This is a genomic window from Parasphingomonas zepuensis (genome assembly GCF_036663735.1).
Classification (GTDB): domain Bacteria; phylum Pseudomonadota; class Alphaproteobacteria; order Sphingomonadales; family Sphingomonadaceae; genus Sphingomonas.
This window is the reverse complement of record NZ_JAXOJO010000002.1, coordinates 264,936-289,619: the sequence shown is the minus strand read 5'-3', so window position 1 is coordinate 289,619 and position 24,684 is coordinate 264,936. Positions and strand designations below refer to the sequence as shown.

24 protein-coding genes are annotated in these 24,684 nt (G+C 64.9%); 8 read left to right on the top strand and 16 right to left on the bottom strand.

Annotation, left to right across the window (positions count from 1 at the left end; genetic code table 11):
* Positions 1 to 76 precede the first annotated feature (76 nt).
* From U1769_RS07805 to U1769_RS07780, 6 genes are all read right to left on the bottom strand, one after another.
* Positions 77 to 1,159: a glycosyltransferase family 4 protein gene (locus U1769_RS07805; RefSeq protein ID WP_332714435.1), complete on the bottom strand. Its 1,083-nt coding sequence runs from the start codon at positions 1,157 to 1,159 to the stop codon at positions 77 to 79.
* Positions 1,152 to 2,630: an oligosaccharide flippase family protein gene (locus U1769_RS07800; protein ID WP_332714433.1), complete on the bottom strand. Its 1,479-nt coding sequence runs from the start codon at positions 2,628 to 2,630 to the stop codon at positions 1,152 to 1,154. The genes U1769_RS07805 and U1769_RS07800 overlap by 8 nt, the downstream gene beginning before the upstream one ends.
* Positions 2,631 to 2,648: 18 nt before the next feature.
* Entirely contained in the window at positions 2,649 to 3,575 is a 927-nt protein-coding gene (locus tag U1769_RS07795) for a UDP-glucuronic acid decarboxylase family protein (protein WP_332715753.1), read from the bottom strand.
* A 193-nt stretch (positions 3,576 to 3,768) separates the two neighbouring features.
* A complete protein-coding gene (locus U1769_RS07790) occupies positions 3,769 to 4,545 on the bottom strand; it encodes a metallophosphoesterase family protein (RefSeq protein WP_332714431.1) in 777 nt (258 codons plus the stop codon).
* Positions 4,546 to 4,574: 29 nt separating this feature from the next.
* On the bottom strand, positions 4,575 to 5,846 hold the full coding sequence (locus U1769_RS07785) for a glycosyltransferase family 4 protein (protein ID WP_332714429.1): 1,272 nt from the start codon (positions 5,844 to 5,846) through the stop codon (positions 4,575 to 4,577).
* 6 nt (positions 5,847 to 5,852) lie between these two features.
* The gene (locus U1769_RS07780; protein ID WP_332714427.1) at positions 5,853 to 7,139 is read right to left on the bottom strand and encodes a sugar transferase; all 1,287 of its coding nucleotides are present in this window, start codon (positions 7,137 to 7,139) and stop codon (positions 5,853 to 5,855) included.
* A gap of 587 nt (positions 7,140 to 7,726) precedes the next feature.
* Between U1769_RS07780 and U1769_RS07775 the strand changes: the two genes are divergently transcribed.
* On the top strand, positions 7,727 to 8,164 hold the full coding sequence (locus U1769_RS07775; RefSeq protein ID WP_332714425.1) for a FecR family protein: 438 nt from the start codon (positions 7,727 to 7,729) through the stop codon (positions 8,162 to 8,164).
* 420 nt (positions 8,165 to 8,584) lie between these two features.
* Here the strand turns inward: U1769_RS07775 and galU are convergent, their stop codons facing one another.
* From galU to rpsU, 8 genes are all read right to left on the bottom strand, one after another.
* Entirely contained in the window at positions 8,585 to 9,454 is an 870-nt protein-coding gene (gene galU, locus U1769_RS07770) for a UTP--glucose-1-phosphate uridylyltransferase GalU (protein WP_332714423.1), read from the bottom strand.
* The gene (locus U1769_RS07765) at positions 9,451 to 9,777 is read right to left on the bottom strand and encodes a hypothetical protein (protein ID WP_332714421.1); all 327 of its coding nucleotides are present in this window, start codon (positions 9,775 to 9,777) and stop codon (positions 9,451 to 9,453) included. The genes galU and U1769_RS07765 overlap by 4 nt, the downstream gene beginning before the upstream one ends.
* Positions 9,778 to 9,822: 45 nt before the next feature.
* Positions 9,823 to 9,942, bottom strand: a complete 120-nt coding sequence (locus U1769_RS07760; RefSeq protein ID WP_332714419.1) for a DUF2474 domain-containing protein — start codon at positions 9,940 to 9,942, stop codon at positions 9,823 to 9,825.
* Positions 9,942 to 10,949, bottom strand: coding sequence for a cytochrome d ubiquinol oxidase subunit II (gene cydB / locus U1769_RS07755; protein ID WP_332714417.1), 1,008 nt, complete (start codon positions 10,947 to 10,949; stop codon positions 9,942 to 9,944). Before cydB ends, U1769_RS07760 begins: the two co-directional genes overlap by 1 nt.
* Positions 10,946 to 12,355, bottom strand: a complete 1,410-nt coding sequence (locus U1769_RS07750; RefSeq protein ID WP_332714415.1) for a cytochrome ubiquinol oxidase subunit I — start codon at positions 12,353 to 12,355, stop codon at positions 10,946 to 10,948. The genes cydB and U1769_RS07750 overlap by 4 nt, the downstream gene beginning before the upstream one ends.
* A 124-nt stretch (positions 12,356 to 12,479) precedes the next feature.
* Complete coding sequence (locus tag U1769_RS07745; protein ID WP_332714413.1) at positions 12,480 to 13,103, bottom strand: FKBP-type peptidyl-prolyl cis-trans isomerase; 624 nt, start codon at positions 13,101 to 13,103, stop codon at positions 12,480 to 12,482.
* A gap of 66 nt (positions 13,104 to 13,169) precedes the next feature.
* Positions 13,170 to 13,790: an FKBP-type peptidyl-prolyl cis-trans isomerase gene (locus U1769_RS07740; protein ID WP_332714411.1), complete on the bottom strand. Its 621-nt coding sequence runs from the start codon at positions 13,788 to 13,790 to the stop codon at positions 13,170 to 13,172.
* 94 nt (positions 13,791 to 13,884) lie between these two features.
* The gene (gene rpsU / locus U1769_RS07735; protein ID WP_034160206.1) at positions 13,885 to 14,091 is read right to left on the bottom strand and encodes a 30S ribosomal protein S21; all 207 of its coding nucleotides are present in this window, start codon (positions 14,089 to 14,091) and stop codon (positions 13,885 to 13,887) included.
* 246 nt (positions 14,092 to 14,337) lie between these two features.
* Between rpsU and cysS the strand changes: the two genes are divergently transcribed.
* The 6 genes from cysS to U1769_RS07705 all read left to right on the top strand — a co-directional run bounded on the left by cysS (position 14,338) and on the right by U1769_RS07705 (position 21,468).
* A complete protein-coding gene (gene cysS / locus U1769_RS07730) occupies positions 14,338 to 15,786 on the top strand; it encodes a cysteine--tRNA ligase (protein ID WP_332714396.1) in 1,449 nt (482 codons plus the stop codon).
* Between the two features lie 252 nt (positions 15,787 to 16,038).
* On the top strand, positions 16,039 to 16,974 hold the full coding sequence (locus U1769_RS07725; RefSeq protein ID WP_332714394.1) for a D-2-hydroxyacid dehydrogenase: 936 nt from the start codon (positions 16,039 to 16,041) through the stop codon (positions 16,972 to 16,974).
* A gap of 104 nt (positions 16,975 to 17,078) precedes the next feature.
* A complete protein-coding gene (locus U1769_RS07720; protein WP_332714392.1) occupies positions 17,079 to 17,993 on the top strand; it encodes a hypothetical protein in 915 nt (304 codons plus the stop codon).
* On the top strand, positions 17,990 to 18,889 hold the full coding sequence (locus U1769_RS07715; RefSeq protein ID WP_332714390.1) for a sulfotransferase domain-containing protein: 900 nt from the start codon (positions 17,990 to 17,992) through the stop codon (positions 18,887 to 18,889). The genes U1769_RS07720 and U1769_RS07715 overlap by 4 nt, the downstream gene beginning before the upstream one ends.
* Positions 18,889 to 19,149 (top strand): PqqD family peptide modification chaperone, encoded by a 261-nt coding sequence (locus U1769_RS07710; RefSeq protein ID WP_332714388.1) that lies wholly within the window; start codon positions 18,889 to 18,891, stop codon positions 19,147 to 19,149. Before U1769_RS07715 ends, U1769_RS07710 begins: the two co-directional genes overlap by 1 nt.
* Positions 19,150 to 19,575: 426 nt before the next feature.
* On the top strand, positions 19,576 to 21,468 hold the full coding sequence (locus U1769_RS07705; protein ID WP_332714386.1) for an asparagine synthase-related protein: 1,893 nt from the start codon (positions 19,576 to 19,578) through the stop codon (positions 21,466 to 21,468).
* An 8-nt stretch (positions 21,469 to 21,476) separates the two neighbouring features.
* Here U1769_RS07705 and U1769_RS07700 read toward each other — a convergent pair whose 3' ends face one another.
* Together U1769_RS07700 and U1769_RS07695 are read right to left on the bottom strand one after the other, a co-directional pair.
* Complete coding sequence (locus tag U1769_RS07700) at positions 21,477 to 22,529, bottom strand: methyltransferase domain-containing protein (RefSeq protein ID WP_332714384.1); 1,053 nt, start codon at positions 22,527 to 22,529, stop codon at positions 21,477 to 21,479.
* A gap of 79 nt (positions 22,530 to 22,608) precedes the next feature.
* Positions 22,609 to 23,187, bottom strand: coding sequence for a TetR/AcrR family transcriptional regulator (locus tag U1769_RS07695; protein WP_332714382.1), 579 nt, complete (start codon positions 23,185 to 23,187; stop codon positions 22,609 to 22,611).
* Between the two features lie 56 nt (positions 23,188 to 23,243).
* Between U1769_RS07695 and U1769_RS07690 the strand changes: the two genes are divergently transcribed.
* Positions 23,244 to 24,677 (top strand): 8'-apo-carotenoid 13,14-cleaving dioxygenase, encoded by a 1,434-nt coding sequence (locus U1769_RS07690; RefSeq protein WP_332714380.1) that lies wholly within the window; start codon positions 23,244 to 23,246, stop codon positions 24,675 to 24,677.
* Positions 24,678 to 24,684: the final 7 nt, after the last annotated feature.

Genomic DNA, 24,684 nt, shown 5'->3' with positions numbered 1-24,684 from the left:
GCGCCGATCGCAGCGTTTCCGCCAAGCGCGGCGAGATTGCGAGCAAATAATCCGCGACCCGGTCGCCGGCGGGTTGCTAGGCCCCGTTCACCAGATAATGAAAATAGGCCTCCCACTTGCCCACGAGCACTTCGTAGGAAAAGTGATCGTGATAATGGCGCTGCAGGCGCGATCCGTCGATCTGGCCGGCTGTCATCGCGCCGGCGATGTCGGCGACGGCCAGCACGAATTCAGCGATATCGCCGCTGGTGACCCGACAATCCTGGTTGTCGAAATCCGGGATGCCACCGACGCCGTTGGCCACGAACGGCGTGCCGCACGCCATCGCCTCAAGCAGCACGAGCGGGCCGCCCTCCTGCCCCACGGTAGGGAGGAGGAGGAGATCGAATTGGCGCAGCAGATCGGCATAGCCCTGTCCGTCCGGATAGCGCCCGTGGAACCGGATCGCATCGGCGAGGCCGAGCTCGGCGATCCTCGGCTCAAGCACAGCCCGCTCGTCGCCGGTGCCGTAGATATCCAGCGACTGAAGATAGGGTGACAGCGCTGCCCATTGATCGACCAGGAAGCCGACGCCCTTGTGTGGGACGATCCGACCGAAATAGACGGCGCGGATCTTGCCCGCCGGGGGAGCGACGAGACCGCGATCGGGAATGTCGGCCTGCAATTCGAGCGGCTCGGGCAGTGCCTGGATGATCGTGCGCTTGCCCCGCCAGTGGAAGTCGCGGCAGACGGTTTCGTCCACGCTGGTCGCCAGGCTGACGATCGCATCGAACCCGGCATGCACCAGGCGGCGCGGATCGACCCGCCCCCTGGCATCGCCGCTCATCACCTCGAAGAAGATACGGCGCTTGATCCGGCGATTGGCGAGCACCCCGCCCATCGCTTTCCAGCCGGTGCCGGCCACGACCGCGACGTCGAATCGATCCTTGCCCAGAGCGGAAAAGCCGCGCAGCGCGTCCTTTGCGCCGCCATAATGATCGACGGCATAGCCGCGATTGGGCCAGGGGCTTTCGGGCAGATCGCGCGGCGGCACCGGCGACAGGACGCGCACCCTGTGCCCGCGCTGCGTCAGCCCATGCGCGAGCCAGTGCGTGTGGGTGGTGACGCCCCCCTCGCCATGCGCATAGCCGACCAACAGGATCGAGAGAAGCTCAGGCATCGTGATCTCCTGCGGCGGCATGCCCCCGGCGAAGGCCGGCCCGCCGGACTATATCGCTCACCATCTTGTCGAACTCCGGCGGGCGGCGTTTCATGGCAACGGCAATCGATATGCCGGTCAGGATAACGGCAACGGCCAATGGCGGCTGGGCCGGCCATGCGACCAGGCAGGCAACCAGCGCCGCCAGGACAAGCGCGAAATCGACTCCGACCGCACCGATCAGCATGGGCCAGGACCGGGTAAGGGTCGCCCGGCCCGTCATGAACATCACGTTGCGGCCCAGATAACCGACCGCCCCGCCAAGCACGCCCCAGAGGCCCGCCAGATAATACAGCAGCGCGCAATACGGCAGCAGGATGATCGCGGCGATGGCAGCGATCGCCTTGGGCCGGCCCTGCCCAAGCAGACGGTAGAACAGGATCGCCCCGATTGCTTCGAGCCAGAAGGCTGGCAGCAGGATCTGCATCGGCAGGGTCGCGACCCGAGCGAATGCCGCCCCCATCCAGAGCCGCAGGAACGGATCGGCAAGAAACACGCCGCCGACGAAGCAGGGGGTAAGCATGGCGACCATCTTGATGATCTTGCGGGCCAGGATCGCCTCCTCTCCCGGCGACCGTGCCGCTAGCTGGGGCAGCGCCGCGCCGCCGATGCTGGTCGGGAAGACCATCACCCGGGCAAGCGCGCTTGAAGGCACAGAATAATAGCCGACTGCGGCGGGCCCCGCCGCCGCACCGATGATGAAACGATCCGCGGATATGATGGCCAGCTCGATCACGCCGCCGACCGACGACCATGCGCCATAGCCGATCAACGACCGTGCCGACCGCCGCGACATGCTGGGTCGGCTCCCAGCGAGCACCACGATCTGAGCGATCGCGAACGTCGCGACGACGACGATCACGCGCCCGGCGAGCGTCGCCAGGATCAAAATGTCGAGCGAGGGGGAGATCAGCAACGCGGCAAGAACGGGCAGCAGGATCGACAGCGCCAGAGCGAGCGCGGCGATCACCGCATTGGTGACGAAATATTCCCGCCCGCGCAGCAGGCCGCCGCCCGTCGACAACAGGACGGTGCAGATGCCGATCGCCAGCAATGCGGGCGCCGAATGGAACATCTCCGCGCTGACCGCGGGACTCAGCCTGAACAGGTTACCGACACCGCCGCCGACCATGCCGAACAATATCCCACCGGTGACGAAGCCGACCGGCAGGCTGATCGCCATCGCCGTCCAGAAATAATCGGCCTGCCGGCGCACATCGCCACGCGCCTCGCTTGCGACGCGGTAGGTGAGCGCAGCGCCCATGCCGAAATCGAAGGCAGCGAAGAAGGAGAGGAATGCCCAGAGAATCGCCAGAATACCGTAGCGCTCGCTGCCGATCACATGGAAATAGAGCGGCGTAAGGGCGGCGAACAGCACCAGGCCGACCAGATTGCCGGTCAGGTTGACGAAACTGTTACGACGAATTGCCATGCTGACGGCGGCCGGCCCTCAGCCGTTCCGAAGCTGCGCGAAATACTCGATCGTCTTGGTCAGCCCCTCGCGCAACGCGACCGACGGTTCCCAGCCGAGCGTTTCGCGCGCCCGGCTGATATCGGGCTTGCGCTGCATCGGATCGTCCTGGGGCAGCGGACGGAATTCCAGCTCCGACTTGGAGCCGGTCATCTCGATCACCAATTCGGCGAGCTCGCGGATCGTGAACTCCACCGGATTGCCCAGATTGATCGGGCCGGACACGTCGGGTCCGGTATCCATGAATGCCATGAAGCCCGCGACCAGATCATCGACGTAACAGAACGACCGGGTCTGCCTGCCATCGCCATACAAGGTGATCGGCTCCCCGTTCAGCGCCTGCATGACGAAATTGGAGACGACGCGACCATCCGACGGGTGCATCCGCGGGCCATAGGTGTTGAAGATGCGGGCAACCTTGATCTCGAGGCCGTGCTGCCGGTGATAATCGAAGAACAGCGTCTCGGCGCACCTCTTGCCTTCGTCATAGCAGGAACGGATGCCGATCGGATTGACGTTGCCCCAATAGGCCTCGGTCTGCGGATGAACGCTGGGGTCGCCGTAAACCTCGCTGGTCGAGGCCTGGAAGATCTTGCAGCGCAGCCGCTTGGCGAGGCCGAGCATGTTGATCGCACCATGGACCGAGGTCTTGGTCGTCTGCACCGGATCGTGCTGATAGTGCACCGGCGAGGCCGGGCAGGCGAGATTGTAGATCTCGTCCACCTCGACATACAGCGGGAAACACACATCGTGCCGCATGAATTCGAAGCGCGGGTGGCCGTTGAGATGATCGATATTGCGTTTCGTTCCGGTGAACAGATTGTCCACGCACAATATCTCGTCACCGCGATCAAGCAGCCGATCGATCAGATGGGAACCGACGAAGCCGGCGCCGCCGGTAACCATGATGCGCCTGCGGCTGTTGTAAAGTCTTGCCACGTAATGTCCTCGCCGTTTGAAAGAGGCCAACATCTTCTGACGGCGATGGGCGCCGACTACCCTTTGGGCCCTATCGTGCCGCTGCTACAGGCTGGCACCGCGTCGCACCAGACCGCATCGGCACAAAATCGCCGTGCTTACCCACACCGCTGCTGGCGATTCACGCCGTGCGCTCGTCGACCGCGATCATGCGCCGCGTGGCGCCTTCGATCCGTATCGCGGTCAGGATGCCGGTCTGATACGCGCCGGTATCGATACCGATCCGGTTCTCCATCTCCTCCGGCGCCGCCGAGATGGTGTGGCCGTGCACCACCATGCAGCCGTGATCGCTCGGATCGTTGAGGAACTCCTCCCTGATCCATCGCAGATCGTGCGTATCCTGTTCCTCCAGGCATTTGCCCGGACGCAGCCCGGCATGGACGAACAGATAGTCGCCAAAGGTGAAGCTGTCGGCGAAGCTCTCGATAAAGGCGAGGTGCGCGGGCGGGATGGCTGCGCGAATCATGTCCGCGGCGTCGGCCGGCGCCAGAACGGCGAGCCTGCCGACCTCGACGCCGTAGCTTTGCGCGAATTCATATCCCCCGAAGGTCAGCCACTGGGCGACGGCCTGAGGCTCATCGCCGAGCACGCGGAGCAGCATTTCCTCATGGTTCCCCATCAGGAACACCGGCCGCAGCCCGTCCGTCGGCAAGCGCATCAGAAATTCGATGACGCCGCGTGAGTCGGGACCGCGATCGATCAGGTCGCCCAGCAGGATCAGATAATCGCGTGCGCGCCCGCTCTCCCGCCGGTCGCGGTCGATCGTCGCAATCATTCGTTCGAGCAGGTCGAGCCGACCGTGCACGTCTCCAATGGCGTAGGCGCGCGCGCCGGAAGCGCCGCGCCACTCCTTTGGACCAGTGCGCGGAGCGCGGGATTGTCTGAAACGCGAGAACATTATTCAAGCCTTTGTGCCTTACGCCGCAGCTAATCGCGTGCGGCGAGAGTCTCAAGCGATTGTGCCCATTGCTCCAGCGCGGCACTGCGCCGGAACCCCTGCTGCAGCATGTTGCGGGCGCGATCCCCCATGGCCCGGCATGCCGCGCGATCGTCGGCGAGACCGGCGATCGCCGCGGCGAGGCCCGGCGCATCGCCCGGCGCAACAGTAACCCCTGCACCAGGCCCCGAGATCATCGACGGCACCTCCCCCGCGAGATCGCAGACCGCCACGATCGGACGCGCCGCAGCGGCAATGCCGAATACCTTGCTCGGCACGATCAGCCCCTCGAATTCTGGCCGAAGCGACAGCCAGTGTGCATCGCCGACGGCGAGGCTTTCGGCCAGGCGTTCACGCGGTTGATAAGGCTGGAAGACGAAACGTTCCCGTCCGGCGGCAGCGGCATTGCGGCGCAATTCCGTCTGTGCGTGACCGCCGCCCACGAACAGGAACCAGATATCGGCACGGTGTGCGAGGAGCGCCGCGGCACCGAGCAGTGTATCCGCCTCGTGCGCGCGGCCGAGATTGCCGGAATATTCAAGCACGAACGCGTCCGCCGGCAGACCCCAGTCCTGCCGCAAGGCCGGGCTGTTGGATGCGGACGGCAGGATCGCCTCGTCGTCGCTCCAGTTGGCGATGGTGACGATCCGGTCACCCGCGACGCCCCGCCCGGCGATCCGGTCCGCCATGCGCCGTCCGATCGCAACGGTGAGCGCCGAACGGCGCAGACCGAAATCTCTGAGACCGGCCAGGAGCCCGCCGACCGGCCCGCGCAGGGCTCGCATGCCCATCTCGACCGCGATCTCCGGGTAGAGATCCTGCACCCAGTTGACCAGCCGCGCGCCGCGCAGACGACATGCCATCAGCGCGATCAGGCTGATCAGCGGCGGATCCGTCTTTGCCACCACGATCGTACCCGGGCGAAGGCAGCGCAGCAGCGCCCAGCCCGCGCTGGCATAGAAAGTGAGATAGGCGAGCAGCCGGCCGACCATGCCGAGATTCGTGCCGCCGCTCGTCGCGACGCGGGTGACCGTCACACCATTGATGGTCTCGGATGCGGGAAGGCTCGTGCCCGCGGTGCCGTAGATCAGGCGACTGGTGACGATCGTCACCGCCCACCCACGGCTTGCCAGGAACTCGGCCAGGTCGGTCAGGATCTGCGCGGTCGCCGAATGATCGGGGGCGTAGAAGCGGTTGACGAAAACGATGCGCCGACCGGCGCGTTCACGCGCCCCGTCTTGCCCGGAAGATGCGCGTGCCATGGCGGGCTATTTGGAACCGAAGCCGTTGAGCATCACGACCACCGTCCGCATCGTGATCAGCACGTCCAGCCAGGCGGAGAAGTTCTTCACATAGAAGAAGTCATATTGCAGCTTCATATTGATTTCGACGAGATCGGCGACATGACCCTGGTTGACCTGGGCCCAGCCGGTGATGCCGGGACGCACGATATGCCGGTAGGAATAGAAGGGAATTTCCGCTTCGTACCAGGTCGAGAGGTCCATCGCCTCCGGTCGCGGACCGATCCAGCTCATGTCGCCGGCGACGATGTTCAGGATCTGCGGCAACTCGTCCAGGCGGGTGCGCCGCAGGAAGCGGCCGAGCCGGGTGATCCGATCGTCATCGGCCAGGGTGATCGCGTTATTGCGCCGTACCGCATGATCGGTCGCTTCCGAACAATGGCTCATCGAGCGGAATTTGATCATCGTGAACGGCCGTCCGCGATACCCCATGCGTTGCTGGCGGAAGAATACCGGGCCCGGCGAATCGAGCCTGATACCGATCGCGATGAGCACCATCGCAATCGCCAGCGCAGGGAGCACGACGAGGCAGGCGCCGAGATCGATCAGCCGCTTGACCTTGCGATAGGCTAGATTCGGAAGCAGTGAGCCGAAGCTGTTTTCCGACAGATGCTCGATCTGGACGCGTCCGGTGAGCAATTCGCGCACCTGCTTCACATGATAGACCGGCACGCCATTGATCGCGGCCTGGGCCAGCATGCGCTCCCAGGACGATTCGAGATCATGGTGCAGATCGGCAACGATCATCACGTCGCGCCCGGCCGGCACGACGGGGTGGACGAGCGGCAGCCATTCCGCCCCATCGATGTCGTCGAGAAAGCTTGTCCGGCCTCCCGGCACCACATGAAAGCGTCGGACCGCCCCGCGCGCGCTGAGATAAGCCAGGGCATAGGCAGCGGCGACGCTCAGCGTGAAGCTAGCGATCAGGACTGTGCGGTTATAGTCCAGGCGCAGGGTGATCGCCGTGAGGATCGCCAGGCCGAAGGAGATGGAAAAGCTGGGAAGCACGTAGATGAAGGTCCGTGCGCCGGGAAAGCCGCCGATCCGCCGGGCCAGGAAGGTCGCGGCGACAACGCTGCAGAACGACAGCACCAAGCTTGCCGGAGCCGAGGGGTGATGATCGTAATTGATATGAAAACCGTAGCGTGCGGCGAAGGGGAGGAGCACGCCGAGCAGTATTTCCACCGCCAGCTGCACCCGCAACGACGCAATCCACCGCATGTTGCCGACGAGGCTGGAAAGGCTGCGTTGCATCAGCATGGTTCAGGTCCGGTCCCTTCGCCCCGAAACAATCGCCATAGTCTTACGCTCCAGCCATCAATACCAGCGGTGCGCCACCGACATCATCTGCGCTGCCAGACCCGTCCTTGGTCCAAAATCGAGTCCAAATCCAGCCACCTCCCGCAACTGCGAACATATTCTCTGCAAATAGGGTAGCGCCGGCGGAGAGAGGAGCGGCGCTCACATCATATCATCCCCAACCGCGCGGGGCGACCACAGCATTCCCGTCCGGCGTCCCAGGCGCGCCTTCATAGCATAGCCTGCCGTGATGCGCTGTGAGCCGCCGGAGCGCCGCGTTGGCGGAAAACCGCGCCCATCCCGAATCGCGTCCGGCCGGCGGCGCGGCCCTTCCGCTGCGCTTGCGCATTAACCCGCCGTTAGTAAAAACGCGACATGGCGCGACGATCCGCTGCCGGATGAAACCTTTAGCCCACTGTGGTGTTGTCGCATCACGTCGAGAGAGTTGTGCAAATGCAAACGTTTTGGGTGGACAAAATCCGGGCTTAACGCTAATCGAAATGGGTGAGCCTACTTCCAAGCGGTTCAGGAGGAGACTGATAATGAAATTTTCGCGGGTAACCGCCGCCATCATCATGGCGAGCCTTTCTTCACCGCTATTCGCCGGTGCTGAACAGTCCGTCGGCAAGCTGACGGCCGCTAGCGAGGGCACTTTCGTCTCGCGTGCGGGCAATCTGATCCCGGCGACTGCCGGTCAGTCGCTCTACGCTGGCGATCGCGTCGTGACGCGTGGCCAGGCCAAAGCCAAGGTCGCTTTCCCGGGCTGCAACTACACGATGGCGCCGACGTCGGTGCTTTCGGTGAGCGCGTCCAGCTGCGCGACCGCGCCGAAATCGTTCGCTCAGGATGGCGGCACCGATGATACCGGTGCAGGCGGCGGCGGCGGCGGTGGGGTCGTTCTCGGCCTCGGCATCATTGCTGCGGGCCTCGGCCTCTATTTCGGCATCAAGAACGACGATTCGACCCCTGCCAGCCCGTAAGCTTCGCAGGATCGACGGAATTTGGGGGTCGGACGAAAGTCCGGCCCTTTTTCGTATTGGGCCCTCGTCTTTTCTCCCCCCGACTCTCCCAACGACGGCAAGATGCCTGTGCGGTCCAAAGGATTCGCCCGCGCCTGACCGACAATCGGCGCCCCAAGTCCCACGTATTTTATACGAGAGCCCCCTTGGAGTGGACGCCGCTCAGATCCCTGATGCCTGAATGTCCAGCCAATCAGACAGGCGAGGTTAGCGGACGCGGCGTGCGGCCCGCGAGGCGCTACATCGTTTTCGAGCCGTCCATCGCGCTTGACGTGGGCGTACATCGTTTCGTGAACCGGCATCGCGACTATCACGCGATCTGACGGCCCCGCCCCGGCAGGCTGACTGGCCCCTGCCCCTTCAGTTCAGCGTGGGACGGCGTCAGCGCAACAGATCGACCGCGAAGGCGCGCACGCCCGCGCCGATATCCGAACGGCCCAGCGCCACGGCGAGGTTGGCCTGGACATAGCCCGCCTTGTCGCCGCAATCATAGCGCCGGCCGTCGAAGGTGAGGCCATGAAACGGCTGGTCGCCGATCATGCGCGCCATCGCGTCCGTCAGCTGGATCTCGCCGCCGGCACCCTTTTCCTGCGTTTCCAGCACGCGCATCACTTCCGGCTGCAGGATGTAGCGGCCGATGACCGACAGGTTGGACGGCGCCGTGCCGGGCTTGGGCTTCTCGACCAGTCCCTTGACCTCGGTGAGCGCGCCGTCGCGGCTGCCCGGCGTGATCACGCCGTACATATGCGTCTGATCGTCAGGCACTTCCTGCGCGCAGATCATGTTGCCGCCGACCTTCATATATGCCTCGACCATCTGCTTGAGGCAGCCGGGCTTGCCGACCATGAAATCGTCGGCAAGCAGCACGGCGAAGGGTTCGTCGCCGACGATGTCACGGGCGCACCAGACGGCGTGGCCGAGACCCATCGGCTCCTGCTGGCGGACATAAGCGACCGCGCCGGGCTTGAGACGAGTCTGGTCGAGCACTTCCAGCGACTTGCCGCGCTGCGCCATGGTCGCCTCGAGCTCATAGGCGATATCGAAATGGTCCTCGATCGCGGACTTGCCGCGCCCGGTGACGAAAATCATCTGCTCGATGCCTGCTTCCAATGCCTCGTCAACGGCATACTGGATCAGCGGGCGATCGACGACCGGGAGCATCTCCTTCGGCAGCGCCTTGGTCGCTGGCAGAAAGCGGGTGCCGAGACCGCCTACAGGAAATACGGCCTTGCGCAGCGGCTTGATCGTCATCTTGTCTCTCTCTGTAGCTGGAGGCGATGGCGTGGCATCGGACGAGTTCTTTGCCTTTCCGCCCCTAATCTGGCGCCGACTGAAATGGAAGTGCCGAGATCACGCTGACCCCAAAGATTTACCTGCCGCCCGTCATAAAGCGCAGGAGTCCAGGCGCCGTCTTTGCAGCGCCCGATAGGCCGCCAGCGCACGCTTCCCATCGGCGAATTGGCGGTGAAGCCGCAGGCGTGGAGATAGACGATCAGGACGATCACCGGAAAGCGCAGGACGTCGAGCGTTATGAAATGCGCATCCTCGTTCCGATCGGAAGCCACCTCTCCCATGTCATCGAATTAGCATGGCCCCCGCCTTCCGGAGGAATTCGGATTTCAGCCGTTCAGCCACCATTTGAGCAGCATCGCGACGATCCCGAGCGCGAGCACGCTCGCCGCCCAGATCGCCGCCATCCAGGCCAGCCGCTTCCACAAGGGGCCCGCTTCGTCGGCCATCAATGATAGCCGTGCGCGCCGACCTTGCCGCGGAACACCCAATAGGCCCAGCCGGTATAAGCCAGGATCAGCGGCAGCATCACGCCAGCCCCGATCAGCATGAAGGCCTGCGACGAGGCGGGCGCAGCGGCATCCCAGATCGTGATCCGATCGGGCACGATGAAGGGATACATGCTGATGCCCAGCCCAACGAAGCAGAGCGCGAACAGCGCCAGCGTCAGCAGGAAGGGGGCATGGGGCGCCTCACGGCCAAGCGCCCGCCAGAACAACAGGCCTAGGATGCCGACCATCACCGGCACCGGCGCCGTCAGCAGCAGACCGGGCATCTGAAACCAGCGCGAATAATAGTCGTGAGTCAGGAACGGCGTCGCAGCGCTGACCGCGACGATCGCGACCAGCGTGATTACGCCGAAGCGCCGCGCGAGGCGATAGGCATGCTGCTGCGCTCTCCCTTCGGTCTTCGCGATCAGCCAGGTACTGCCGAGCAGGGCATAGGCCGCGACGACGCTGGCTCCAGTCAAGAGGCTGAATGGGGTCAGCCAGTCAAGCCAGGCGCCTCCGTATCCGCGCCCCGTAACCTTCACGCCCTGCAGCAGCGCACCCAGGATGATGCCCTGCGCCAGAGCCGCCACGATCGAACCGGCGGTAAAGCCGAAATCCCAGAACCCGCGATGCCGCGGATCGCGCCAGCGGAATTCGAAGGCGACGCCGCGGAACACCAGGCCGAGCAGCATCGCGATGATCGGTGGATAAAAGGCCGGCATCAGCACCGCAAAGGCGAGCGGGAACGCAGCCATCAGCCCGCCCCCGCCGAGCACCAGCCAGGTCTCGTTGCCATCCCACACCGGGGCGATGGCATTCATCGCCACGTCGCGCTCCTCCCCGACGGCGAACGCCGGGAAGATGATACCGATGCCGAGATCGAAGCCGTCGAGCACGACATACGCAAATACGGCAAAGGCGAGCAGAAAAGCCCAGACCATCGCCAGATCGTAATTATAGCTCATGGCGCCCTCCCCGCGATATCCCTGGCCGGTGCCGGCGCTATGCCCGCTGTGCGGATCGGCGCGTCAATGATGTCCGGCTCGCCGGGCTCCACACCCTTGTCGATCAGTTTCAGGATATACCAGGTGCCGATGCCGAAGACCGCGAAATAGACCAGCACGAAAGCGATCAGCGAGGCGCCGACGGCTGGGGCCGCGAGCGGCGACGCGCTGTCGACCGTGCGTAGCAAGCCGTAGACCGTCCAAGGCTGCCGCCCGACTTCAGTGGTAACCCAGCCCGCGATCACGGCGACGAACCCCGCCGGGCCCATCGCGATGCCGGCGCGGTGCAGCCAGCGCCAGTCGTAAAGCTTGCCCCGCCACCGCGCGAACAGGCTCCACAAGCCAAGCCCGAAGATCGCGAAGCCGAGGCCGACCATGATCCGGAACGACCAGAACACGATCCAGACCGGCGGCTGGCGATCGGCCGGCACGGTATCGAGGCCGGCGAGCGGCGCGTTCAGATCATGCTTCAGGATCAGCGACGACGCCTTGGGGATTTCGACCGCGTAATCGATCCGCTTTTCCCTGGCGTTCGGAATGCCGAACAGGATCAGCGGCGCGCCGTCGGGATGGCTGCGATAATGCCCTTCCATCGCCATAACCTTGGCCGGCTGATGCTCCAGCGTGTTCAGCCCGTGCGCGTCTCCGGCGAAGATCTGGATCGGCGCGACGAGCGCCGCCATCCACATCGCCATCGAGAAGATCTTCCGCGCATGCGGGTCCTCGCGGTTCTTCAGCAGGTGCCACGCGCCCGTCGCGCCCACGACCAGGGAGGTCGTCAGATAGGCAGCGATCACGGTGTGGACGAGGCGATAGGGAAAGCTGGGGTTGAAGATCACGGTCGCCCACGACCCCGCCACGACGAACTGTCCCTGCGCGTTGATCGCATAGCCGACCGGGGTCTGCATCCAGCTGTTCGCGGAGAGAATCCAGAAGGCGGAGATGGTCGTGCCGATCGCGACGAGGCAGGTCGCGGCGAAGTGCAGCTTGCGGCCGACCTTCTCCATGCCGAACAGCATCACGCCGAGGAACCCGGCCTCGAGGAAGAAGGCGGTCAGCACTTCATAGGCCATCAGCGGCCCGATCACCGGGCCGGTCTTGTCGGAGAACACCGCCCAGTTCGTCCCGAACTGATAGGACATGACGATGCCCGACACGACGCCCATCGCGAAAGCCACCGCGAAGATCTTCAGCCAGAAGCGGAATATGTCGAGATAAAGCTGCTTGCCCGTCCGCAGCCACAGCGCCTCGAGCACGGCGAGATAGCTCGCGAGCCCGATCGAGAAGGACGGGAAGATGAAATGGAAACTGACGGTGAAGGCGAACTGAGCGCGGGCCAGCACGATCGGATCGATGGCATCGAACATGGGCGCTTCCCCCTGGTTCGCTCAGCTCTGCTCCCGATCCGACCCTGGGGCAAGTGGACCAAACGCCCAGGTCGCCCCATGCCGATGCATGGCTGCCCGGCGAAGCCGGACGGCGTACACCGGCTTATTTCTTCGGCGCGGGTGCGGCCGATGGCGGCGGTGCGCCGGCGCCCGGGGGCATGGCGCCCTGCATCTGCATCTGTTGCTGCTGTTGCTGCTGTTGCTGCATCTGGCGAATCACCGCCTCGGGCAGGAAATCGAGCAGCTCGACGTCGAACACCAGCACCGAGTTCGCCGGAATCGGGCCAGTGGTCTTTTCGCCGTACCCCAGGCTCGGCTTGATCCAGAAGCGGTACTTGCCACCCTTCTGCATCAGCTTCAGCGCCTCGGAGAAGCCGGGAACGACCTCGTTCACTTTCATCGGCGTCGGCTGCTGCGACTTGTCGAAGGTCGTGCCGTCGATCAGCTTGCCCTCGTAATTGACCAGCGCGACGTCGGTATCGGCGGGCTTGGCGCCCTTGCCGGCGGTCAGCACCTTGTACTGCAGGCCCGACGCGGTCTCGACCACGGTCTTGTCGGCGCGATTCTTCTTCAGGAACACCACCGCAGGATCATTCTGCGTGCGCCAGTACGCCATGCCCTGGATCGCGAGCAGCGTGAGCAGCACGCCGAGAACCACGCCGGCCAGGACGTACAGCAACGGCCGCGGATTGAACGGCTTCTTGGGAAGCGGAGGAGTGGTGGCCATCGGGATATTCCTGGAAGCTGTGGCGCCACGGCCGGCACGATCGCCGGTCGTGCGGAGTAAGCGATATTACTGACCTGGGGGCGGGCCGCCGGGGATTGCACCAGCGCCAGGGATCCCGCCAGCACCGGGCGGGATCGCGCCCTGCATCTGCTGCTGCTGGGCCTGCATCTGACGGATCACCGATTCGGGAAGGAAATCGAGCAGCTCGAGATCGAAGACCAGCACCGAGTTGGCCGGGATCGGGCCAGCCGCCTTGCTGCCGTAAGCAAGGCTCGGCTTGATCCAGAAGCGGTATTTCGCGCCCTTGGACATCAGCTTGAGCGCTTCCGAGAAGCCGGGCACGACGCCCTGGCGGCCGGTTTTCTCATCGGCTGCGGCGACCGGCATCGGGGTTGGCTGCTGCGATTTGTCGAAGGTGGTGCCGTTGAGCAGCTTGCCTTCATAATTCACCAGCGCGACGTCGCTGTCGGTCGGCTTGGGGCCGCCCTTGCCGGCGGTCAGCACCTTGTACTGCAGGCCCGATGCAGTGGTGACGACGTCGGCCGCGCGGCTGTTGCGGGCGAGGAAGCTGTCGCCCTGCCGCGCCAGCAGGAAAGCGCCGATAACGGCGATCAGAATCCCGATCCACAGATACACCAGAACGCCCCGCTTGACGGGCTGCAGCGGAACGGCGGTGATCGTGGACATCGGGAGGCACCCTTACACGGCGCCATGAGGCGGCCGGGATTGAGGAAGACAAGGTCGCGCGGGCAGCCCGTGGGGCCAACCCGCGCCGGCGGCCTTACCGCGCCCCGTCACGCTCCAGGCGCTTGCGCTCCAGCTTGCGGGCGCGCCGAACGGCAGCAGCGCGCTCACGCGCGCGCTTCTCGCTGGGCTTTTCGTAATGACGGCGCAGCTTCATCTCGCGATAGACGCCCTCGCGCTGCAGCTTCTTTTTCAGGGCGCGCAGCGCCTGGTCAACATTGTTGTCGCGAACGATGATTTGCATAAACCCGCCGAACTCCGAATCAATAGAATATGGTCGTCGCAGACAGGGGTCCGCGCCGCGTGGGCAGGCCCCTACCAGCGCTCGCCCCTGTTTTCAAGCCGAAACGCCCCGCGACAAGGCCCGGGATGTTGCCGGCGCGCAACATCGCCGGGCCAGCATGTGCCATACCATGAATCCTGCCCGCGTGGACGGCGCCCGCGGCTGCGGGGCGTTTGCAGCTTGGCCGCGGCCCGCTAAAGCGCGCGCATGACCGGCGCGCCCCTGACCCTGTATAACAGCCTGACCCGCTCGCTCGAGCCGTTCCGGCCGATCGACCCCGCCAATATCCGCATCTATTCGTGCGGGCCGACCGTCTATAATTATGTCCATATCGGCAACCTGCGCGCTTATGTCTTCACCGACACGCTGAGCCGGGTGCTGACGTGGAAGGGTTACCCCCTCACCCATGTCATCAACATCACCGATGTCGGGCACCTGACCTCCGACGCGGATGCCGGCGACGACAAGATGGAGGCGGCCGCCAAGGCCAGCGCGCAGAGCATCTGGGATATCGCGGCGCATTACACCGCGGCATTCAAGGAGAATATCGCCGACCTCAACATCCGCACGCCGACGCATTTCCCGCTGGCGACCGATCATATCGCGGGCATGATCGCCTTTGCCGAGAAGATCGCGCCGGCGCATTGCTACGAGCTGGAGAGCGGCCTGTATTTCGACGTGTCGACGGTGCCCGATTACGGGCGGCTGGCGCGCGTGGCGGACGACGAGCGCGAGGGGCGGATCGATCCAGTCGCGGGCAAGCGCCATCCGCAGGATTTCGCGATCTGGCGCAAATCCCCGCCCGGCGAGAACCGCCAGATGGAATGGGATTCGCCCTGGGGCCGCGGCGCCCCGGGCTGGCACCTCGAATGCTCGGTGATGAGCCAGCATTTCCTCGGCGCCAGTTTCGACATCCACACCGGCGGCATCGACCACCGCGAGATCCACCATCCCAACGAGATCGCGCAGAACCAGGCGCATTGCGACTGCGCCGACACCGGCGCGACGATCTGGATGCACAATAATTTCCTGGTCGAGCGATCCGGGCCCGGCGAGTCGGCCGGCAAGATGAGTAAGTCCAAAGGCGATTTCACGCGCCTGAAGACGATCGTCGATGCCGGCGTGCACCCCCTCGCCTATCGGCTGATGTGCCTGAGCGCGCATTACCGCAGCGAGCTGGAATTCAGCGCCGACAATCTCGCGGCATCATCCACGCGGCTGAAGCGGCTGGTGATGACCGCCGAGGCACTGCGCGCCAGAAGCGACCGCGTCGAGAGCGGCGATGCGACGCGGTACCTCGACGCGCTGGATGCCGCAGTTTCGGACGATCTGAACACGCCGCGCGCCCTGCCCGTGCTGGACGAGATGCTGGCCGACAAGAAAGTGTCGCCGGCGACCCGGCTCAAGGCGCTTGCCGCGTTCGACGATGTGCTCGGGCTCAGGCTTTCCGACCTGACGCGGAAGGATCTGCGCGTACGGCCGGCAAACGCGACGATTGCCGCGGAGGAGATCGAGGCCCGTCTCGCCGAGCGCAAGGAAGCGCGCGCGGCGAAGGATTTCGCGCGATCCGATACCATTCGCGACGCGCTCGCCGCAGCCGGCGTCGAGGTGATGGACGGCGATCCGCTTGGGTGGGACTGGAAACCCGCGCTCTGACGGTCTCGCCCGACTCTTTGTCTGACGATCAGCCTTCTCGATTCCCAGCCATGCCATGACGACGGGATAACCGCGCCCGCCGACCAGTTGGGTCCGATTCGCCCGTAAACAGCTGTTTTGTCAGGAATGTCATGCATGTCGCTGACATTTTTTCCGGATGTTGTACCGGAACTTGTACAACGCCGGCCTGCAGGCCGAGCCGCCGCCGGCAGCCCCCTCCCCGGTCGGGAAATGACCTGCTAGGTCTGGGCCATGAAAGCCGTTCTCCCAGCGCTCGCCCGTCCGTTGCTCGAATCAAGGCTGCCGGCCGGCCTGGAGGTCGCCTGGTTCAGCGATCACGATGAGGCGAACGCGATGATCGTCGACGCCGACATCGCCTGGGTCGACCAGCAGCGCCCGGCCTGGACCGGCGAGGCGGTCGCGCGCGGCGAGAGGCTTAAATGGGTTTCGACCATTTATGCCGGGCTCGACGCCTTCCCGCTCGACCTGTTGCGGGCGCGCGGCGTGACCCTGACCAACGGCGCCGGGATCAATGCGCTGGCGGTCGCCGAATATGCCGTGATGGGCGTGCTCGTCGCGGCCAAGCGCTTCGACGAAGTCGTGCGCATCGCCGACCGCCACGAATGGCCGCAGGCGGCGCCGGGGCAGACCGAGCTGTTCGAGACCAGCGCTTTGGTGATCGGCTATGGCACGATCGGAGCGCTGATCGGTGCGCGGCTGGAGGCGTTCGGCATCACGGTCACAGGCGTGACGCGGTCGGGACGGGACGGGACGCTCGGGCCCGATCAGTGGCGCGCGACGCTGGGCGAGCATGACTGGGTGATCCTGGCCGCGCCGTCGACCGACGCGACCAAGGCGATGATCGGCGCCGACGAACTGGCGGCGATGAAGAGCAGCGCCTGGCTGGTCAACATCGCGCGCGGCGACATGGTCGATCAGGAGGCGCTGATCGAAGCACTGACGAAGCGCAGGATCGCGGGTGCGTTCCTCGATACAGTGAGCCCCGAGCCGCTGCCGCACGAGCATCCGCTGTGGGGGGCGCCGAATACGATTCATTCGATGCATCTTTCGGGGCGGAGCCAGACCAGGATGTTCCCGCGCGCCGCGGCATTGTTCCTGGAGAATCTGGCAGCGTTCATGGCGGGCGAAACGATGCGGAACGTGGTGGATCTCGAGGCTGGATACTGAGCGTCCTGCAGCTTTTCGATGGGGCGCACGAGCGTGGCTATGCGCCGGGACCAGCCTGCGCTACTCGACGACGGGTCCGCCCCCAATAAGCGAAGAAGACCGCCGTGCAGTACTTCAGGATTGCGGGGCTGACGGTCGGCAGCGATCTTCCGCTGCCACAAATGACCGCCATGGCGACCAGCGCGTCGTCCGCCGATATTCATATCCGACGCGGGCTGGTGCCGGAGACATTGCCGCATCCCAGCGCCTCCGGTCCTACCTGGGAGATCGCAGGCGATCAGTTCCTGTTGCGGGTCCCGGGAGTCGCGCGTTTCCTGCTGCAGGCGGGACGCGAGGTTCTTTTCGACCCCTATCACGGGCGACCGTCGGACATTGCCCTATTCGCGACCGGCACCGTGTTCGGCATTCTGCTGCACCAGCGCGAGCAGGCCGTGCTGCACGCCAGCGCGGTCAACGTCGGCGGTAAGGCGGTGCTGTTCTGCGGGAGGTCTGGGGCGGGCAAGTCCACCATGGCGGCGGCGCTCGGCGCTGCCGGGTACGCGCTGCTCAATGACGACATCAGCGTTATCGGGCGCGATGGCGAGGGCACTCCGGTAACCCACAGCGATGGCCGGCAATTGAAGCTCTGGCAGGAGGCGGCCGATGCACTCGGGCTGACCGATTGCCTGGGTGAGACCGTCCGCGACGGCATTTCCAAACACTATGTCACGCCGCGATCCTCGATCGGCGAAACGCTGCCGATCGGTGCCGTCTACATGCTCGGCGAAGCACAACCGTCGCGTCAAAGCGGCATCGCAAAACTCAATATCGCGGATGCCGCACACGCCATCATCGCCAATGCCTACCGCCCATTCCTGGTGGCGGCGATGAATCAGAAACCGCTGTATCTCCAGTCCGCCATGGCCATCTCCAAAAGCGCGGGCGTCTTCCTGCTCACTCGTCAAAAGGACTTTGCGAGCATTTCGGAGATTGTCGGCGGACTGGAAGGGCATTGGCGCGAACACGGCCTGCTCGCGTGACCAACCGGGTTTGGCTGGCTTCCTATCCCAAGTCGGGCAACACCTGGTTTCGTATCCTCATCCACTGCCTCGATCTCGAACCCGGCGACACGCTCGACATCAATCGCCTGGGCACACCAATTGCCAGCGCGCGTGCGCCGTTCGAGGATGCCACGCTGCTCGATTCCGACATCCTGACCCGCGCCGAAGTCGAAGCCCTGCGGCCGCGGATCCATGAGCGCCCCGACCCCGACATGGGCCATCACCGCAACCGGCCGACAACCCAGTTCGTCAAGACGCACGACGCCTATTCGCTCACGCCGCAGGGCGAGCCCCTGCTCGCCGGCGCACGCGGCGCGAAAGGCGCCATCCTCATCGTCCGCGATCCACGCGACGTGGTGTCATCGCTGGCCGGTCACAAGCATATCAGCCGCGACGAGGCCATCACGTTTCTCGACAATCCGGATGCAGCCTTCGGTGTCGGTTCCCGGGGTCTGCCCAGCCACCTGCATCAGCAATTGGGCCGCTGGAGCGATCATGTCGCTGGCTGGCTGAACCAGCGCGACATCGCGGTGCATTTGGTCCGGTTTGAAGACCTTCAGCGCGACACCGCACATATTCTGCGCGACGCAATGGCGTTTGCCGGACGTACGGTGACACGAGAGCAGGTGGAGCATGCCGTCCAGATGGCGAATTTCGGGGCTCTGCAGGCGCAGGAGACTCGGACCGGGTTTCGCGAAACCGCCCGCAAGGCCGCCGTCTTCTTCAGACGCGGACAGGCCGGCGCGTGGCGGGACGAATTGACCCTTCGCCAGACGCGCGATATCGAATTGGCCCACGGCCCGATGATGGCGACCATCGGTTATGACCTGACCTTCTCTCCTCCTCCGCCGCATCGGAAGTTCGAGCAATCCTGATGATGATACGCGGACCAGGCGAATGGATTTGTGCCGAGGCGAACGGCGAAACCGTGATGATGGGCGTGGAGACCGGAGCCTATGTGGGTCTCAACGCGATGGGTGCGCGAATCTGGGATATTCTCACGGAACCCCATGATCTGGAAACACTTTGTGCGAAACTGGTCCGGGACTTCGACGTAACGCCCGAAATCTGCCGCGTCGAAACCCAGGCTTTTCTGGAGATCCTCATCCGCCAGGGCGCGGTTCTTCCCACCTGACCTCAGTGCTTGTCCGAGCTGTGGGCGCATGTTAGCTGAGCAGCACGAAAAGACAGGCGATGGCGTTTCGTCTGTGGACGTATTTCAGCCCGCTGAAATCCGATCGCTTATCATAGCGCTAATAGGAGGCATCATGCAGGCGGTTGAGAAAGAAGAAGCCGGCAGGATCGAAGCCTCGGCGCGCGCACCCTGGCAAACGCCAACTGCGGTCACCACTGAGTTCATAGAGACCCAAGGGCTTTTGAGTAGCGGAGGTGATCTCTACGCTTCTTCGTCCGGTTCGTAGGATCGCTACATTAATGCCCTACCGGGCTTCTGAACCTGATTAGGTTGTTCGACGTCCGGCATCGGTACTTCGGGCTCTTCACAATGACCGCCGCAGTGGGTGCCGTTGCCAGCCAGCGGTAGGGGCTCGCCGGAACCTCCATGACCAACTTTGCCGGCCTGATTCGATTTGACGGCGCCTCCATCTCGGACAGGCAGGAAGTGGCGCTCGCCTCTGCCCTTGGTCAGCGACAGCGCGGGCGACTTCATTTCCAGCGCGCGGCGCATGCCGTTTTCGCTCAGGCCGTCCCAGTGGCCGAATTGCCGCCAGGAGCGCTGTTCGCGGCGGACAGCCGGCTCGACAATCTTGCCGATATCGCCGCCGCCGTGAGCATGTCGTCGCGCATCGGCGAAGCGACCTACATGCGCGCTATCTTCGAGCAGCGCGGCGATGCCGGGCTCGCGCAACTGCTCGGCGTGTTTGCCATGGCGCACTGGGATGAAGCCGGGCGAACGCTGACCCTTGCTCGCGACTGCACGGGAGGGCGCGCCCTTTTCTACCATGCGGGCAAGGGCTTCGTGGCGTTCGCCTCGCATCTGGGGACCCTGCTGGCCCTGCCCGATGTGCCGTGCGAGCTCGACGAGCGGCTGCTGGCGAACTTCCTGGCGCTCAATCACCGCGAACGCGAGGCGACATTCTATCGCGGCGTCTGCCGGGTGCCGTCGCGCACCGTGGTGCGCATCACGCCCGGGGGCATTGCCCAGCGGCATTACTGGAGTCCAAAGCTGGACGCAGCGCCGCCCTTTACGCGCGACGAGGACTATGTCGCGCGCGGACGCGAATTGATGGACCGTGCGGTGACGCGGGTTCTGCGCGACACGCCGCGCGCGGCGATCTGCGTCAGCGGCGGCTTCGATTCCAGCGCGGTGGCCGCCACCGCCGCGCGCCTCGGGTCGGCGGAGCTCGATTGCTATTGCGGCGTTCCACCGCCGGGGCTCGACCGGTCGCTACGCGACCACCGGTATCTCGACGAAAGCGACAAGGTCAGGGCGCTGGCGCGCATGCATCCGGCGCTGCGCCTGACGCTGGTAACGCCGCAGGCCGCGCATCCGATGCAGGCCGATCCCACGCGCTTCTTCCAGACCGTCATGCCCATGCCGTGCCGGAACGTGGACAATCTGGGTTGGTTCAGCAGCATCCAGGACAGGCTTGTCCAGCACGGTCATCGGGTGGCGCTGATGGGAATCATGGGTAACCTGACGTTCAGCTGGGATGGACGGTTTTGCCTGTCGTCCCTGGCGCGGCAAGGGCGCTGGCTGGAATTGGCGCGACAGGCGCGCGCGCTGGCGCGCAGCGAGGGTGGCAGCCTGCCGCGCATCGTGATGCGGCTGGGGCTGGTCCCGTTGCTGCCGCCCGGCCTGCACCGTGCCTTCCAGCGCATGCGCGGGCGCGAGCCGGAGGACGTCAGCCGGTTCAGCCTGCTCAACCCGGATGTCGTCGAGTCGCTCGACCTGCCCCGGCAATGGCGGGACGACGGGTTCGATCCGACCTACAGTACGCGCGGCACCAGCGCCCAATTGCGCGCGCACCAGATATTCGATCAGTTGCAGATTTCCCGCGACCAGATCGCGATGCAGGGCGACAGCATCGAAACGCGCGATCCCTATAGCGACCGCGATCTGATAGAATTTTCCCTCACCATTCCCGAAACGCTGTTCCTGCGCGACGGCGTGCCCCGCTGGTATGCGCGCCAGCTGTTCGCCGACCGCCTGCCGCGCGAGATCCTCGACGAAACCCGGAAGGGCGAACAGGCACCCGATTGGTTCGAATCGCTGAATGCGCGCCGGCCGCTGATCGAAGCTGAGGTCGAGCGGCTGGAAGCCTCGCGACTGGCCAGTCGGCTGGTCGACATGCCGCGCCTGAAGCAGCTGATCGCCGACTGGCCCAGCGATGCGCGCGCCGCGGATGCCCAGATGCCAGCATATCGCCTGGCGCTGGATCGCGCCGTCCATGTCGGGCAGTTCATCCGCTGGGTCGAACGCGGAAACGAATGAGGCCGTTGCTACGGCCGGTCGATCCAGATCGTGAGGTTGCGACGATCGTGTGACCCGGCGATGGCGATCGCTTGCCCCGGCGCGGTTTCGATCATGGGCAAGGCATGGAACATCATGTCCCAGCAGGACGTGGCGCCGGGCATGGGCCGGTTCTCGTACTGCGTGACTTCGTCCATATCGAGCGCGATCCATTGCGCGATGCCGTTGACGCGCCCACCCGCCGCGCGAACGCTGGTCTTGGCTTTAGCCGGGGTACAGAAACGCGCGGAACCGAGATCGACGTCGAAAAGCTCGCCGGGCTCGCTGCGCAATTCTATCCGTTTGCTGCCGACGGAATGAGACCGTGCAGGCGCACGCAGATCGTTGAAGAGCGACAGGTCGAATCCGTCCACCATGTGCATCCGCCCGGTGTCGCCCAGCACATCCTCCGCCAGCGCCACGCGCACCCGGCCGCGCGCGGGGATAACCTGGGCGCCGGGCTTCAGCAGGTCCCGTATTGCCCTTTCATGCGCCGGGAGCACATCTTCGCCCAGCAAATTGTTGCTGACGATCTCCGAAACCAGAAGATCGGCGCGTCCGCCGAGCTCGTCGAGGGTAAGTTTGTCCGAATGGCCGGAAAAGACGCGCACCGCGTCACCATATCCGTTGCGTTCGACGATGCGCCGCGCCGCATCGGCGACCACTGGATTCATTTCACAAGTGACCACGACAGCGCCGGCACGCGCCGCCATCATCGCGAGAATGCCGGTGCCGGTGCCGATTTCGAGTACGCGCATGCCGGGCCTGATCGCCCGGCGCAACGCCGCGTCATAGGCGGCATTGCGTGCCGCATCGGCCACGATCGTGAAGTGCCAGTTCGGCACGTCTCCGTTCAACAAGGCCCGCGCCCGCGCTGCCAGTTCCGCATCGTCCGGCGCCAGCGCCAATGCGCCGCGGCACAGGGCAATTGCCTGTTCGACCTGTCCCGCCTTGCGCATCAGGCCCGCAAGCTGAATCATCGCTGGCGGATTGCCTTCCGCCCTCGGCAGCAATGCCGCCAGCCCATCCGCGAGATTCTCCATCACCCGACCTTGTGCGGCGATTTGCCGCGCGCGTCGAGGGAGCGACATGGCGCGTGGACCGGTTCGTACGGGCCCTCAGCTATGAGATCGCACGCACATCGATGACGCGCTCTATCAGCGCATCGTCGACCGGGACCTGGCCGTCGAGCATCAGCATGGCGAGCCCATGCGCGATCGCCCAGGCCTGCAGCGCGATGACCTGCGCATCACCCCCCTTGCCTTCCGCCAGCAGCGCGGCATTGGCGCGCAGCAGGGACATGGCATCGTCTTCCGGCTTATCGGCGTGCAAGGCGATCGATCCCGGATTGGCGAAGACCAGCCGGAACAGGGCCGGATTGGCGAGCGCGAAGCGCACATAGGCAGCGCCGGTCGCGCTGAAGCCCGCCATGCCGCCGCCGGCCGCTTCCTGGGCGGCGCGCTGTGCCGCGGCCAGCCGCTGCAGCGCTTCGGCCGCCAGCGCCGTCATCAGTGCGCCCTTGTCCGGAAAATGGCGATAGACCGCCGTCGCGCTGACGCCGACGGCCCGCGCGACCTCCCGCAGCGACAGATCGTCCGCCGTCCGCGATTCAAGCAGGGTCATGCCGGCTTCGATCAGCGCCGTGCGCAGATCGCCATGGTGATAGGCCTTTTTCGCGATGCTGGATTCAGATGTTGACACTGTTACCTTCGACTCGTAATGTGAACGCCATAAACATGTGAGGTTTGGAGAGCATCATGGCAAGCATGATCGAGAGCGTAATTCGCGGCACGGTGACCAAGGGCATTGGCGCGGTTGCCGAATTCAACCGCAAGCGCATGGCGGCGGTCGGCGACCACCCCTTCCTGACCGGCATCCACGCACCGATGGCCGAGGAACTGACGCTGGAGGATCTGCCGGTGACCGGCACGATCCCGGCGGTGCTCGACGGGCGTTATCTGCGGATCGGCCCGAACCCGGCGGCGCCGGATGCCGCCGGGCATCACTGGTTCACCGGCGACGGCATGGTCCACGGGCTCGCGATCCGGGACGGCAAGGCGCTGTGGTATCGCAATCGCTGGATTCGCTCGCAACGCGTGGCGAAGGCGCTCGATGTGCCCGCGGCGCCCGGCCCGCGGCACGGCGGCTTCGACACGGTCAACACCAATGTGATCGGCATCGGCGGCCGCACCTTCGCGCTGGTCGAGGCCGGCAGCTATCCGGTCGAGCTGTCCGACACTCTGGACGAACAGACATATAATCCGTTCGACGACACGCTGGCGGGCAGCTTCACCGCGCATCCGCATCCCGACCCGCTGACCGGCGAGCAGCATGCCATCGCCTATGAGGCGACCGATCCGGAAACCGTACGCCACATCGTGATCTCGCCCGAGGGCAAGGTGACGCGCGAGGAGCCGATCGCGGTGAAGCACGGCCCGTCGATCCACGATTGCGCAATCACGGCGCGCTATGTGCTGATCCTCGACCTGCCGGTGACCTTCTCCATGAAGACGCTGATCGCCGGCCACAGCTTCCCCTATCGCTGGAACCCGGAACATCAGGCGCGGATCGGGCTGCTGCCGAAGGACGGACGCGGCGACGAGACGATCTGGGTGGATGTCGATCCCTGCTATATCTTCCATGTCGCCAATGCGTTCGACACGGCTGACGGCAAGGTGATCCTCGACGCCTGCGTCTATGATACGATGTTCGCCGACAGCACGCAGGGGCCGGACGCGAAATCGCAGGGGTTCGAGCGCTGGACGATCGACCCGGTGGCGAAGACAGTCGAGCGGCGCACGATCGACGCGACGCCGCAGGAATTCCCGCGGCCGGACGAGCGGCATTTCGGCCAGCCCTATCGCTACGCCTGGACGATGGGCCTGCCGGACGCGGACAAGGCGTTCATCGGCGCGAGCTATCTGCTCAGGCACGATCTGCAGACGGGCGCGCGCGCCGTGCATGACTTCGGCGAGGGACACTATCCCGGGGAGTTCGTGTTCGTACCCGCTTCGGCCGACGCAGCGGAAGGCGATGGCTGGATGATCGGGCTGGTCGTCGATCTGCCGAACGAGACGACCGATCTGGTGATCCTCGACGCGCAGGATTTCACCGCCGCGCCGGTGGCGAGCATTCGGATTCCCCACCGTGTGCCGCCCGGCTTTCATGGTAATTGGGTGGCGGCCGCCTAGTCCTCCG